The sequence below is a fragment of the Hymenobacter bucti genome, assembly GCF_042681145.1.
Lineage (GTDB): Bacteria > Bacteroidota > Bacteroidia > Cytophagales > Hymenobacteraceae > Hymenobacter > Hymenobacter bucti.
In genome coordinates this window covers 798765-812239 of record NZ_JBHUFD010000005.1, presented here as the reverse complement: position 1 = coordinate 812239, position 13475 = coordinate 798765, and the positions used below count along the sequence as shown (strand labels likewise).

At 61.9% G+C, this 13475-nt stretch carries 11 protein-coding genes; 9 read left to right on the top strand and 2 right to left on the bottom strand.

Translation table 11 applies throughout. The features are described from left to right. Positions 1-76 precede the first annotated feature (76 nt). From ACFSDX_RS15440 to ACFSDX_RS15405, 8 genes are all read left to right on the top strand, one after another. Positions 77-1375: an aminotransferase class III-fold pyridoxal phosphate-dependent enzyme gene (locus ACFSDX_RS15440; protein ID WP_382315082.1), complete on the top strand. Its 1299-nt coding sequence runs from the start codon at positions 77-79 to the stop codon at positions 1373-1375. Positions 1376-1619: 244 nt separating this feature from the next. Next, entirely contained in the window at positions 1620-2426 is an 807-nt protein-coding gene (locus ACFSDX_RS15435) for an SDR family oxidoreductase (protein WP_382315080.1), read from the top strand. Between the two features lie 134 nt (positions 2427-2560). Then, a complete protein-coding gene (locus ACFSDX_RS15430) occupies positions 2561-3088 on the top strand; it encodes a KdsC family phosphatase (RefSeq protein WP_382315078.1) in 528 nt (175 codons plus the stop codon). A 131-nt stretch (positions 3089-3219) separates the two neighbouring features. Next, a complete protein-coding gene (locus ACFSDX_RS15425; protein WP_382315076.1) occupies positions 3220-4104 on the top strand; it encodes an N-acetylneuraminate synthase family protein in 885 nt (294 codons plus the stop codon). Positions 4105-4320: 216 nt separating this feature from the next. After that, positions 4321-5364: a sterol desaturase family protein gene (locus tag ACFSDX_RS15420; RefSeq protein ID WP_382315074.1), complete on the top strand. Its 1044-nt coding sequence runs from the start codon at positions 4321-4323 to the stop codon at positions 5362-5364. Continuing rightward, positions 5361-5744: a DMT family transporter gene (locus ACFSDX_RS15415; RefSeq protein WP_382315072.1), complete on the top strand. Its 384-nt coding sequence runs from the start codon at positions 5361-5363 to the stop codon at positions 5742-5744. Before ACFSDX_RS15420 ends, ACFSDX_RS15415 begins: the two co-directional genes overlap by 4 nt. 55 nt (positions 5745-5799) lie before the next feature. Next, complete coding sequence (locus tag ACFSDX_RS15410; RefSeq protein WP_382315070.1) at positions 5800-6555, top strand: DUF2490 domain-containing protein; 756 nt, start codon at positions 5800-5802, stop codon at positions 6553-6555. 66 nt (positions 6556-6621) lie between these two features. After that, a complete protein-coding gene (locus ACFSDX_RS15405; protein ID WP_382315068.1) occupies positions 6622-9522 on the top strand; it encodes a TolB family protein in 2901 nt (966 codons plus the stop codon). Positions 9523-9589: 67 nt separating this feature from the next. Here the strand turns inward: ACFSDX_RS15405 and ACFSDX_RS15400 are convergent, their stop codons facing one another. Continuing rightward, complete coding sequence (locus ACFSDX_RS15400) at positions 9590-10918, bottom strand: NAD(P)/FAD-dependent oxidoreductase (protein WP_382315066.1); 1329 nt, start codon at positions 10916-10918, stop codon at positions 9590-9592. Between the two features lie 148 nt (positions 10919-11066). Between ACFSDX_RS15400 and ACFSDX_RS15395 the strand changes: the two genes are divergently transcribed. Continuing rightward, the gene (locus ACFSDX_RS15395) at positions 11067-11669 is read left to right on the top strand and encodes a DUF4136 domain-containing protein (protein ID WP_382315064.1); all 603 of its coding nucleotides are present in this window, start codon (positions 11067-11069) and stop codon (positions 11667-11669) included. A gap of 77 nt (positions 11670-11746) precedes the next feature. Here ACFSDX_RS15395 and ACFSDX_RS15390 read toward each other — a convergent pair whose 3' ends face one another. Next, on the bottom strand, positions 11747-13456 hold the full coding sequence (locus ACFSDX_RS15390) for an acyl-CoA synthetase (protein ID WP_382315063.1): 1710 nt from the start codon (positions 13454-13456) through the stop codon (positions 11747-11749). Between the last annotated feature and the right edge of the window lie 19 nt (positions 13457-13475).

Below are 13475 nucleotides of genomic sequence, written 5' to 3'. Positions count from 1 at the left end.
TCGAATCCGCTACGTCTCTGCTTAATGCGCAGAATGCTCAGCATGACGGTCTTTAGTAATAGCCTAAACAATCCTTATGAATTTCTCTAAATCTGACGACCTCTACGCCCGGGCGCAGAAAATCATGACCCCGGTCACCCAGACCCTTGCCAAGGGGCCGGGCCAGTACACCAAGGGCGCCAGCCCGAAGTACGTGAAGCGCGGCAAAGGTGCCCACGTGTGGGACGTCGATGGCAACGAATATATTGACTACCAGATGGGTATCGGCCCGCTGAGCCTGGGCTACGCCTACCCCAGGGTTGATGAAGCAATCAAGGCGCAGCTCGAAGACGGCATCACGTTTTCGATGATGCACGAGTTGGAAGTCGAGGTAGCGGAGCTGATTCACGAGATTATCCCGAACGCTGAGAGCATCCGCATCTCTAAAACTGGCGCCGATGTGTGCTCGGCGGCGGTGCGCGTGTCGCGCGCTTTCACGGGCCGGCCGCACGTGCTGTGTTGCGGCTACCACGGCTGGCACGATTGGTACATCGGCACCACGAGCCGCGATAAGGGCATCCCGCAGGAAAGCAAGGACCTGGTGAGCGCCTTCGAGTACAATAACCTCGACTCGTTCAAGGAATTGCTGACCGAAGATGTGGCCTGCGTCATCCTGGAGCCGTTTATTTTCGACGCGCCCAAGGACAACTTCCTGCACGAAGTAGCCCGCCTCTGCAAAGAAAACGGCACGTTGCTGATTTTCGACGAGATGTGGACCGGCTTTCGCATCGCTATCGGCGGCGCGCAGGAGTATTTCGGCATCACGCCCGACCTCGCGGTGTACTCCAAGGCGTGCGCCAACGGCATGCCCATCGCGCTGCTCACGGGCCGCAAAGACGTGCTGCAACTGTTTGAGCAGGACGTGTTTTTCTTCACCACCTTCGGCGGTGAGGCGCTGAGTTTGGCCGCTACTATCGCCACTATCAGCGAAATGCGCGAGAAAAACGTGCCCGCGTTCCTGGCTAGCCAGGGCAACAAGCTGAAGGAAGGCTACAACAAAATCGCCGCCGACCTCGGCCTGAGCAGCTACACCAAGTGCTACGGCTACGACTGCCGCAGCATCGTGACCTTCGACGCCAGCGCCGGCAATCCCTTGGAAACTAAGGCTTACGTACAGCAGGAGCTGTTCAAACAGGGCATCCTGTGGGGCGGTTTCCACAACATGAGCTTTTCGCACACCGACGAGGACGTAGCCAAAACCCTGGCTGCCTACGAAGCGGTGCTGCCGCTGCTGAAAGATGCCATCGAGAAGGGCGACGTAAGCACCCGCCTCGAAGGCGAGCCGCTGGAAGCCGTGTTCCGCAAGGTGACCAATGCCGCACCAGTGAAGAAATAGTTGCTTGCCGCCCGCGAACCTCACCCCCTAGCCCCCGAAAAATGCTTTTGACGCATTTCCGAAAAAGAGGGGGAACTAGCTTTTAGTTTTAGCTTTAGTTATTTGCTATTCCCGCAGTAAACTGCTCACTTGTAATAGGTTTCTAGAACCAAAACTAGAAACTAGTTCCCCCTCTTTTTTGGAAATGCGTCAAAAGCATTTTTCGGGGGCTAGGGGGTGAGGTCTGCGGGCAGCGAGAATCCTCATGAATTTCTTCGACTTAACCAACAAAACTGCCATCGTCACCGGCGCGTGCGGCCTCATCGGCCAGAAGCACTGCGAGGCCCTGGCCCTGGCCGGTGCCAACGTGGTCGTGGCCGACCTGCACCTCGATAAGGCCCGCGAAGTAGCCGCCGGCCTGCCCGGTGCCATCCACCTGCCGCTGGCCGTGGACGTGACCTCGCCCGAGTCGCTGGCGGCGGCGCGTGATGAAATTATTATCCATTTTGGCCACCTCGATGTGCTGGTGAATAATGCGGCCATCAACGACATGTTTGAGAATCCGGCCCTCGCGGCTGAACTCAGCAAGTTTGAGAATTTCCCGTTGGCGACGTTCCAGAAAGTGCTGGAGGTGAACGTGACCGGTATCTTCCTGGCCGCGCAGGTATTTGGCACGCCGATGGCCGAGCAGGGCCACGGCTCTATCATTAACGTGGCCAGCACCTACGGCATCGTGGGGCCCGACCAGAGCATCTACCGCAACGAGGCCGGCGAGCAAAGCTTCTATAAATCACCTTCTTACCCCATGACTAAGGGCGCGGTGGTAAACTTTACCCGCTACCTGGCTGCCTACTGGGGCAATAAGGGCGTGCGCGTAAACACACTCTCGCCGGGCGGCGTGGAGAACAGCCAGGATGCCTTTTTTGTGAAGCAGTACAGCGCCAAAACGCCCCTAGGGCGCATGGCCGCGCCCACCGACTACCAGGGCGCGGTGGTGTTCCTGGCCTCCGACGCTTCGGCCTACATGACGGGCGCTAACCTCGTGGTGGATGGCGGCTGGACGGCTATTTAGAGCCATGTAGCACCGCGTGGTGCGCTTTTTGATAAGGTGCCTAGGGCGCGAGACGCCCGCCGCAACGCACGCGGTACGAGCGTATTGACGACCTAGGTAGTATTTTTAAACTGGATTTTATTTGACTACTGCTTATGAAGCACGCTGACCTGGTTGCCAAAGCTCGCCGCATCAAGCTCGTTCTCACCGACTGCGATGGGGTGCTCACCGATGGCGGCGTTTACTACGGCGAAAGCGGCGAGGTGCTCAAGCGCTTCAACATCCGTGATGGCATGGGTGTGGAGCGCCTGCGCGCCGTGGGGGTGGATACGGGCATCGTGACCGGCGAGCGCTCGCCCTCGGTGAGCAAGCGCGCCGAGAAGCTTAAAATCACGGAGTTGCACCTAGGCATTAAGGATAAAGCGCCACTGCTGGCCGAGATTTTGACTCGCCTGGGGCTCACAGCCGAGGAGGTTGCTTTCATTGGCGACGATACCAACGACGTGGCCATTCTGGGATTGGTAGGGCTGGCGGCCTGCCCCGGCGATGCCACTGTTTTTGCCCGTGAGGCGGCCGATTATCAGTGCCAGGCCTTTGGCGGGCAGGGCGCTTTTCGGGAGCTGGCCGAGCTGATTATCAGCCACAAGGGCGGCGCGCCGGTGCCCAACCGCGGCGCCGAATAGCTGCGTTTTAAAATAAAAAGCGGCGGCTTACGTCATTGGGAAATCAATGGGCTAAACCAACTGGTTGCGCCGCTGTTAGGTTGCTTTTATCTCATTCGCTCTTTCGTTTTTTGCCCCACCACCTACTCGTTATGTCAGTCGTTCAAATCAAGAAAAACCGCGCCATTGGCCCCGGCCAGCCGTGCTACATCATTGCCGAAATCGGCATTAACCACAACGGCTCGCTCGACATTGCCAAGCAGCTCATCGATGCGGCCGTGACGGCTGGCTGCGATGCGGTGAAGTTTCAGAAGCGTACCCCCGAGCTGTGTGTGCCCAAAGACCAGTGGGAGAAAATGCGCGACACCCCCTGGGGCCGCATGAGCTACATCGACTACAAGCGCAAAACCGAGTTTGGCCTCGAAGAATACACGGCCATCGACGACTACTGCAAGGCCCGCGGCATCGACTGGTTTGCCTCGTGCTGGGATGAGCCGTCGGTAGATTTCATGGAGCAATTCCAGCCCGTGCTCTACAAAATGGCGTCGGCTTCGCTTACTGATAAGCCCCTGCTCGACCGCGTGCGCGCCACCGGCCGCCCCCTCATGCTGAGCACCGGCATGAGCACCCAGCAGGAAATCACGGACGCCGTGGCCTACGTAGGCCTTGATAACCTGATGATTGCGCACAGCACGTCAGCCTATCCCTGCCCGCCCCAGGAGCTGAACCTGCGCATGGTGCAAACCCTGCAAGCCCAATTCCCCGGCACGCCCATCGGCTACTCGGGCCACGAAACCGGCCTCAGCACTACCGTAACGGCGGTGGCCCTGGGCGCTACGTTTGTGGAGCGTCACTTCACCCTTGACCGGGCCATGTGGGGCTCGGACCATGCCGCTAGCGTGGAGCCCGGTGGCATGGCCAAGCTCGTGCGCGACATCCGCGACACCGAAGCCGGCCTCGGCGACGGCGTGAAAGTGGTGTACGAGAGCGAGAAAGAGCCCCTGCGCCGCCTCCGCCGCGAGGTGACGGCCGCCTAGGTTCCCCCTCCTTGAGTTAGGAGGCGCTATGCCTCAAACGTCTGTCATTGCGAGCGCAGCGAAGCAATCGCACCTGTTCGGTTGCCGTTCGGGTGCGATTGCTTCGCTGCGCTCGCAATGACATTTTTATACCTAGGCTGCTAACTTTCCTTGAAAGGCGAACATTCGCCCCGCGCAGGCAGTTAGGGGCACAGATACTACTCTATCGAATACGCTATGCTGGAGCCGATAAGCACGTTTTACTACAGCCTCAACGCTGTGGGGCGCACCACAATGATTACCACTCCCATCCTGCTGCTGGCGGTGGTAGTGCTGCTGGTGCTCGAGCGCAAGTTTCCGTACCGCAAAGGGCTGCCATTTTTCCGCGAGGGGCTGTTCGTGGACCTCTTTTGGTACACGCTGGTGCAGAGCTACTTCCTGCAAATCCTGATTTTTGGCTTCATCATCGCGCCGCTGGCGGCGCACTTCGGCACGCGGTTCGACCTGGTGAGCAGCTGGCCAGTGGCGGCGCAGGTAGGCTTTTTCGTGATTACCCACGATTTTTATATCTACTGGTTTCACCGTTTCCAGCACAACAGCGCCTTCTTTTGGCGCACCCACGAGGCGCACCACTCGGGTAAGCACGTGGACTGGCTGGCCGGCTCTCGCTCGCACATCGTCGAGATTATTATCAATCAAAGTATTGAGTTTGCGCCCATCATTCTTCTAGGTGCCAACCCGATAGTGGTGCCCATTAAGGCACTAATTGATGCTGTGTGGGGCATGTACATTCACGCCAATATCGACGTGAAATCGGGTAAGCTACAATACGTTATCAACGGGCCCGAAATGCACCTCTGGCACCACGCCGACCACGAGGAGGTGTACTACGCCAACTTCTCGACCAAATTCGCTTTCTGGGACTGGATGTTCGGCACTGCCTTTTTGCCCCAGGACCGCAAGCCCGAGCGCTGGGGCCTGCCATACGCTTTTCCCAAGGACTACTTTGCGCAGCACGCCTTTTCGGTGGTGCGCTTCGATGAAAAGGCGCTGGCCGAGAAGTCGGCCGTGTTCCGCGCCTACCACGGCGTGCGTTGGCGCCTGCTGGGCTGGGTAGGCGAGCGCCTGCCCGCCGCCAAAGTGCTGCAAGGCTGGGAGGTGCCCCAGGGCGCCTTGGAAACCGTGCCCGCCCCGCGCCCCGGCGGCAACCCTGAGCCCGCCGCCGCCGTTGCCGCAGCTACCACCGATTCTTCCCGCCCCGTTGCTTCTCCTGTCTCTTGAGCTTTAATTTTAACCCTGCTTGGCTGTATCTGCTGCTGGCTTCCGTGATGGAGGTGTGCTGGAACTACAGCCTCAAATACACGAGCGTTGCCAAAATAAAGGCGCTGGACTGGTCGCAGTTTTTTGCCAATTCGACGGGGGCGGCGACGCTGCTGCCGGCCATTGGCTACGTGGCTTTTGGCGTGGCCAACGTGTTCTTTTTCTCGAAGGCGCTCAACGTTATTCCGGCTTCCACTGCCTTTGCCATCTGGATGGGCGTAGCGCTGGTGGGCATCAAAATAGTGGATACGCTGGTGCTGAAGGAGGCTTTTCAGTGGGCGCACGTCTTTTACATCGGCTGCATTTTGGTCGGCATCATCGGCCTCAAACGCACGGCTTAGCGTACCTAGGGGCTAAGCGGGCTGGTTGGTCGCTACATTTTTTACATAGCGACTCATGAAAAAGTGGTATTTGGCCTTGGGGTGCCTGTTGGCGGGCACCGGGGCGCACGCGCAAACCGCCCCGCCCCGCCGCTGGGACCCGAACCACAATGTGTGGCTGACTTACTCTAGCGATGCGCGCCTGGCGGGGCGCTGGGGCCTGCACACCGAGTTTCAGTACCGCCGCACCAACGGCCTGCGCGACCCGCAGCAGTATTTCTACCGGGCGGGCATAAACTATCATTTGCCTAAGAACGTGCTGGTTACCCTAGGGGGCACGTATTTGCTGTCGCTGCCCTACGGCGACTACCCCGATGCGGGGCGCACTTTCGAGCGGCGCATCTACCAATTGGTGTCGCTGGGCCAGCAATTTGGCCGCCTCAGCGTGGCGCATCGTTTCATTCAGGATGAGCGCTGGCTGCGCGCCGAGGGCGAGGACCGGTACTTGTTCCAGAACCGCTCGCGCTACCGGGCGCAGCTCAAGCTGGCGCTCACCAAGCCCGAGCTAGGTCCCGGCACTCTCTACGCGCTGGCCTCGGACGAGATTTTTATGAGCTACGGGGAAAATGTGCAGGCCAATGTATTCAACCAGAACCGCTTATACGGTGGCCTGGGTTTTCAATTTAGCGAAGCGCTATCCGTAGAGGCCAGCTACCTCAACCAGATTGTGCAGCACGATGATGGCGTGGTATTCGAGCGCAACCACACCGCGCAGCTATCCCTGTATTTCACGCCCGACCTGCGGCCGGCGGCGCAGCGAGCCGCCGACTAGGCCGCTGAAAAAAAGCGCTGCCGTTTGCTGCGGCTGAGCGCATTGGCGGCAGTAACTTGGGCCGTAATGCCACGTCTGCTTTTTTCGCTAGCCTTCGGGCTGGCCGCCGCTACCAGCGCCGCCCAGAGCCTGCCCATCATCAGCCAAAACCCGCCTAGCCTGCGCTGGCAAGAGGTGCGCACGCCTCACTTTCGGGTGCTGTATCCGGCGGGGCTCGACACGGCGGCCCAGCGCACGGCCCAGCGCTTGGAGGCTGTGCACGCGCCCAACGGCGCCACGCTGGGCGTGAGCGCCCCGCCCATTGCGGTGGTGCTGCAAAACCAAACTACGGTCAGCAACGGCTTCGTAACGTTTTTGCCGCGCCACGCCGAGTTTTTCACCACCCCCGAGCAGGGCCAGGCCCTAGGTACCGTGGACTGGCTCGATGGGCTGGTGGTGCACGAGTTTCGGCACGTTAATCAGTTCGACAAGGCACGCCAGGGCTTTGGGCGGGTGCTGGTGCCGCTGCTGGGCGAGGGTGGCCTAGGCGTGGCGGCGGTGGGCGTGCCGCAGTGGTTTTTTGAGGGCGACGCGGTGGGCACCGAAACGGCCCTGACGCGCAGCGGGCGCGGGCGCATTCCGTACTTCGGGCTGGGGCTGCGCGCCAATTTGCTGAGCGGGCGGCAGTACTCGTACCAAAAGGCGGTGAATGGCTCGTTCCGCGACAACGTGCCCGATTGGTACGTGCTGGGCTATCACCTCACCTCGTATGCCAAGGCGCACTACGGCCCCGCCGTGTGGGGCCGCGTGCTCGACCAGTACTACCGGTTTCCGTTCTATCCGTTCTCGTTTTCGAATAGCCTGCGGCGCACCACCGGCCTGCGCGTGGAGGACCTGTACGCCCGCACCATGCGCGAGCTGGACTCGACCTGGCGGGCCGAGCAGGCGGCACGGCCCGCGCCCACGCCGGTGCGCGAGCTGGCTGGCCAAGTGGGCACGCGCATCTTCACGCAGTACCAGTACCCGCAGTACGTGAACGACAGCACGGTGCTAACCCTGAAAACCGGGCTCAACAACATTGCGCAGCTGGTGCTCCTAGGCCACCTCGGGCAGGAAAAACGGGTATTTACGCCCGGCGCCATTAATATTCCCGAGCTGCTGTCGGTGGGCGGGGGCAAGGCGGTGTGGCCCGAGTTTCGGCAGAGCCCGCGCTGGGGGCAGCGCGTGTATTCGGAATTGAAAGTGCTGGACCTGAAAACCGGCCGGCTGGTGCGCGTGGGCACGCGCAGCCGCTACGCGGCCGCCGCGCTCTCGCCCGATGGCGCGCGCCTGGTGGCTGTGCGCACCGATGCCAGCTACCACCACGCGCTGGTGGTGCTGGACGCGAGTACCGGCCAGGAGCTGCAAACGCTGCCCAACCCGCGCAACGATTTCTACCAGCAGCCGCGCTTCACGCCCGATGGCCGCCAGCTGGTGACCGTGACGCTGCGCGCCGCCGGCAAAACCTTGCAGCTGCTGGACCTAGGTACGGGCGCCGCCACTGACCTGCTGCCGGCAGCCAACGTGAACCTGACCAACCCGCAGCCCTGGGGCGACTACGTGCTCTACAACTCGCCGCAGTCGGGCGTGGATAATATCTACGTCGTCAGCCTCAAAAATGGCTTGACTTACCAGGTCACCAGCCGGCCCCTAGGTGCCTACCACGTCGCCGTGAGCCCCGACGGTCGCCACCTCGCCTTCCACGACTTCCGGGCCACGGGCGCGCGGGTGGTTGAGATGCCGCTCGACCCCGCCACTTGGCTAGCCCTGCCGGCGCCGGCGCGCGCCGCGGCCCCCGCCGACCCCTTCGCCGAGCGCCTGGCCGCCGGCGAGCCCGCTGCCAAGCAAATCGCCAGCCTCCTAGCCTCGCCCGACTCGGCGGGGCCGCGCTACGGGGTGCGGCGCTACCGGCCGCTGGCGCACGCGTTTCGCGTGTTTAGCTACGGCGTGGTGCAAAGCCCGGCCGGCAACGCCGTGAGCGTGGGCGTGCGCTCGCAGGATTTTCTGAGTACCACCCAGGCCTTCGCGGGCCTCACCTACGACCAGACCGAGCGCACGTTTGCCGCCACGGGCGCGCTCAGCTACCAGGGCCTCGGGCCGGTGCTCGACGTGGAGGGCAGCTACGGCGGGCGCGATGCCAGCATCGTGAATGAGCGCGGCCAAACCCTGCGCGACCAGTGGCAGGTGGCGCGCGTGCTGGCCGGCGCCCGCCTGCCGCTGGTGCTCACGCGCTCGAAATACCTCCAAAGCCTGACCCTAGGGGCCTACTATCTCAACGAGCGGGTATCGGGCTACGACCTGCCCGTGCGCAAGCGCAGCGAGACGGGCCCCAACACGCCGCTGCACGCCCTGCAAACCAGCCTGGCCTACGTGAGCCAGCTCAAGCAAAGCACCCGTGACGTGGCCCCGCGCGGCGGCGCCACGCTGCTAGCCACCTACCGCACCACGCCCTTTGGCACCAACCTGCAAGCCAGCCAAGTGGGCGTGCAGGGCGCCGTGTACCTGCCCGGCCTGGCCCGCCACCACAGCCTGCGCCTGCGCGGCGGCTACCAGTACCAGCAGCAGGACCAGTACAATTTCACGGCCGCCATCTCGTACCCTAGGGCCGAAACCAGCTACATCAGCTTCGACAACCTCGCGGCGGCCAGCGTCGATTATAGCCTACCACTGGCCTTCACGCACCTCACGCTGGGGCGGGTGCTCTACGTGCAGCGCTTCCGCGCCACGGCCTTTTTCGATATTGCGCAGGGCAATTTGCGCCTGCCGGCCACCGCCCAAACGCCCGCGCGGGTCTATTACCAGGACTTCCGCAACGTGGGCGCCGACGTGATGGCTTTGTTCAACGTCTTCCACCTGCGCACACCCGTGGAGGCGGGCGTGCGGGTGGCCTACAGCAGCTATTTGCAGCGCGTAGTGGTGCAGCCGCTCGCCTTCAGCGTACGACTTTGATTGTCAATGAGCAATTATCAATGAGCAGACTAACTAATCGGTCTGCTCATTGATAATTGCTCATTACTTACACGATGGCTTTGCTGACTTCTTTTTCGGCTAGGGGTGCTTTTACCTTGCCGATGATGTAGCGCATGCCTTTGTCCTGGGTCACGTAGTTCCAGGCCCAGGTGATGAACACGGCGAAGCGGTTGCGGAAGCTCACCAGGGCCAGCACGTGCACGAGGCTCCAGGCCAGCCAGCCGAGCCAGCCGGTGAGGTGGTACTGCTTGCCAAAAACCTTGATGTCGGCCAGGGCGCGGTGGCGGCCCACGGTGGCCATCGTGCCCTTGTCGTAGTACTCGAAAGGCTGCATGGGCAGGCCGCCCACCGCCCGAATAATGTTGTCGCCTAGCAACCGGCCCTGTTGAATGGCGGGCTGCGCCACCTGCGGGTGGCCGTCGGGGTACTTTTCGGTGGCCATCTGGGCAATGTCGCCGATGGCAAACACGGTGTCGTAGCCCACCACGCGGTTGACCTCGTTTACCTGGTAGCGGTTCGATTTGAGCAGGGCCTCAGGCGCCAGGCCCTTGATGGGCGCGCCCGTGACGCCCGCCGCCCAAATGAGCGTGCGCGTAATGAGTTGCCGCCCCGAGCTAAGGGTAGCCGTGTAGCCGTCGTATGACTTCACCCGCGTATCGAGCAGCACTTCCACCCCTAGGTCCTGCAAATACTCCTTGGCCTTCTCCGACACCTCGGCCGACATGCCTTTGAGCAGCACCGGGCCGCTCTGCACCACGTAGATGTCCATCTGCTTGAGGTCGAGCTCGCGGTAGTCGCGCGGAAACACGTGGGCCCGCAGTTCGGCCAGGGCGCCCGCCATCTCCACGCCGGTGGGGCCGCCGCCCACTATCACGAAGTCGAGCATGCTGTTGAGCTGGTCCTGGTCCCCGATTTGGAGGGCCTGTTCGAAGTTGGATAGCAGCGTGTTGCGCAGCTCAATAGCGTCGGTCACGTTCTTGAGCGAAATGGCGTTGGCGGCCATCTGCTGGTCGCCAAAAAAATTGCTGGTGGTGCCGGTAGCCAGCACCAGGTAGTCGTAGCGCAGCAGCCCAATGGAGGTTTCGACCACCTGCGCCGTGGCGTCGATAGATTCGACTTCGGCTAGCCGGAAGTAAAAATTCTGCTGCTCGCCCAGGATTTTGCGAAACGGCGACACGATGCTGTCGGGGTTGAGGCCCGCCGTGGCCACCTGGTACAGCAGCGGCCAAAAACCGTGGTAATTCTGCTTGTCGATGAGCACTACCTGCACCGGGGCCTTGGCCAGCGACTTAGCCAGCTCAAGGCCGCCAAAGCCCCCGCCCACTATCACCACGCGGGGCATGCCCAGGTCTTCAATCTTCGTGAGTCCTTCCATAAAACAAAAGTGCGTAGGAGTAGCGCGCCGGTAGCTCGGCCGTAGATAAACAGTAAGTGAAAGTTGGGCATATAACTCAACCTGGGCGCTAGCAACCCATTGCGAACTAATGGAGTAAGCTAGCCACTACTAATTCCCATTGACAATTATGAAAAACATTCTTTTAGGCGCTAGCATGGCTTTGCTAACGAGCCTATCGGCCTGCGCTCCCAAGGTTAACGTGGAGCAGCGCGCTAACGTTAACTTCAACCGCTACCGCACCTACGATTTTGCCGACACCGAAGTAAAAACCAGCGGCAATGCCAACCCACTGCTGCGCAGCCCCATCGCCCAGGACCGCATTAAGCAGGCCATTGCGGGCGAACTCAACAAGCGCGGCCTGCGGCAAGTGGAAAACAATGCCGACTTTCTGGTAACTACCCACACCTTTGTGGAGGAAGCCGAGCGCACGGTGTATGACACCCAGCCGGCCGCTGGTTATGCGTACCCTTATTCGGTCGGCTACCGGGGCCGGTTTTTGCCCATTAACTACGGCTACTGGTACGGCCCCTCGTACTACAGCCGGCCCCGCACCGAGCAGTACCGCGAGGGTACGCTGGTGATTGACTTTATCGATGCCCGCACCAACAACCTCGTGTGGCGCGGCTCAGTGGCCGACCCCATCGACGACGCCGGCCGCCTGGGCAGCGAGTTCAGCAAAAACGCCAAGGAAATCCTGGATAAATTTCCGGTGGCCGAAAAGAAAAGCTAACTGGGCATTCACCTAGGTCCCGCCGCGCGCGCCGTTTGCTGAGAAGCAGGCGGCGCGTTTTGGTTTAGGAGGTGCTGTTATTCCTGACCCTTCTCGTAGAAAAACTCTCCTTCGCCCGCCGCCCCACTCTGCCGCTGCTCGGCCGCCCGCGCCCGCAACTCCACGCGCCGGATTTTGCCGCTGATGGTCTTAGGAAGCTCGGGCACGAACTCCAGAATGCGAGGCATTTTGTAGGGCGCTAGGTGCGCGCGGCTGTAGGCGAATAGCTCCTGCGCCAGCGCGGCCGACGGTGCGGTACCGGGCGCCAGCAGCACGAAAGCCTTGATTTCGTGGCCTTTGATAGCGTGCGGCGAGCCCACTGCGGCGGCTTCTACTACGGCGTGGTGCTCGATGAGCACGCTCTCGACTTCGAAAGGCCCAATGCGGTAATCGCTCGACTTTATCACGTCGTCGTCGCGGCCCACAAACCAGAGATAGCCGTCGGGGTCGCGGTAGGCTTTGTCGCCGGTGTAGTAGAGGCCGTGCCGAAACACGCTGGCCGCCCGCTCGGGCTCGCCAAAGTAGCCTGTGAACAAGCCGTTGGGCCGGCCCGTGTCGGTGCGCACCGCGATGTGGCCCTCGGCTAGGTCGGGCAGTACGCGGCCCTCATCATCAGCTATCACCACGTCGTACATGAACGACGGCTGGCCCATGCTGCCCAGGCGCACGGCGGCGCCGGGCAGGTTGTAGACCATGGCCGTGCTTTCCGACTGCCCGTAGCCATCGCGGATGAGCTGGCCGGTGCCCCGCTGCCAGGCCTCAATCACTTCGGGGTTGAGCGGTTCGCCCGCGCTCACGCACTCGCGAAAGCGGAAGTTGTACGCCCCTAGGTCCTCCAGCACCAGCAGGCGCAGCACGGTGGGCGGCGCGCAAAACGTGGTGACTTGCTCGCGGGCTAGCGCCGCCAGCAGCGGCCCGGCTGCAAAGCGTCCGCTGCCCTGGTACGCCACCAGCGTGGCGCCCACGCTGAGGGGCGCAAAAAAGCTGCTCCAGGCAAACTTGGCCCAGCCCGACTGCGAAATATTGCAGTGCCTATCGTCGGGCCGCAGCCCCAGCCAGGCGGCGGTGCTTAGGTGGCCCACGGGGTAGGAAAAGTGCGTGTGCGTCACGACTTTGGGTAAGCCCGTGGTACCCGAGGTGAAGAATAAAAACAGCGGGTCGTCGGCGCGGGTGGGGTGGTCCGCGGCGTGGCTGGGCAGCCCGGCCGTGCCTTCAAAACCGACCCAGCCCGGCCGCTGCGCGCTGGGCCCGCCCACTAGCATTTTGAGTTGGATAGTCTGCCCTAGAGCCTGCTCGGCGGCGTCGATTTTGGCGGCATTCTCGAGGTCGGCCACCACCACGGTGGGCAGCAGGCGGCCGAAGCGATATTCCAAATCCTTGATGGAGAGGATGCTGGCGGCCGGAATCAACAGTTGGCCGCCCTTGATACCGGCCACGTAGGTGTCCCAGAGTTCGGCGCACACGGGCATCATCAACAATACGGCCTCGGTGGGGCGCACGCTGGCGCTGCGCCAGAAATTGAGCAGGCGGTTGGCGCGGGCGGCCAACTCGGCGTAGGTTATCTCGTGGTGGCCCGCGTCGTCGGCCAGTACTAGGGCGGTTTTGGTGGGCTGAGCGGCCACGTGCAGGCCTTCCAGAATGTCGGCCGACCAGTTGAAAAATTCAGGCTTGGGGATTGGTAACGTGCTCAGCTCGTGGTAGGTGCCGGCCTCCGCAATTTGCTGGAAGCGCCGAAAGTAAGCTTGCATAAGACCTGGGGCGTGGGTG

Bases quoted from the DNA above. Each gene is read 5' to 3' on its own strand.
- ACFSDX_RS15420 (WP_382315074.1), top strand. From the start codon at position 4,321: ATGCTGGAGCCGATAAGCACGTTTTACTACAGCCTCAACGCTGTGGGG.
- ACFSDX_RS15430 (WP_382315078.1), top strand. From the start codon at position 2,561: ATGAAGCACGCTGACCTGGTTGCCAAAGCTCGCCGCATCAAGCTCGTT.
- ACFSDX_RS15405 (WP_382315068.1), top strand. From the start codon at position 6,622: ATGCCACGTCTGCTTTTTTCGCTAGCCTTCGGGCTGGCCGCCGCTACC.
- ACFSDX_RS15425 (WP_382315076.1), top strand. From the start codon at position 3,220: ATGTCAGTCGTTCAAATCAAGAAAAACCGCGCCATTGGCCCCGGCCAG.
- ACFSDX_RS15395 (WP_382315064.1), top strand. From the start codon at position 11,067: ATGAAAAACATTCTTTTAGGCGCTAGCATGGCTTTGCTAACGAGCCTA.
- ACFSDX_RS15400 (WP_382315066.1), bottom strand. From the start codon at position 10,918: ATGGAAGGACTCACGAAGATTGAAGACCTGGGCATGCCCCGCGTGGTG.
- ACFSDX_RS15435 (WP_382315080.1), top strand. From the start codon at position 1,620: ATGAATTTCTTCGACTTAACCAACAAAACTGCCATCGTCACCGGCGCG.
- ACFSDX_RS15390 (WP_382315063.1), bottom strand. From the start codon at position 13,456: ATGCAAGCTTACTTTCGGCGCTTCCAGCAAATTGCGGAGGCCGGCACC.
- ACFSDX_RS15410 (WP_382315070.1), top strand. From the start codon at position 5,800: ATGAAAAAGTGGTATTTGGCCTTGGGGTGCCTGTTGGCGGGCACCGGG.
- ACFSDX_RS15440 (WP_382315082.1), top strand. From the start codon at position 77: ATGAATTTCTCTAAATCTGACGACCTCTACGCCCGGGCGCAGAAAATC.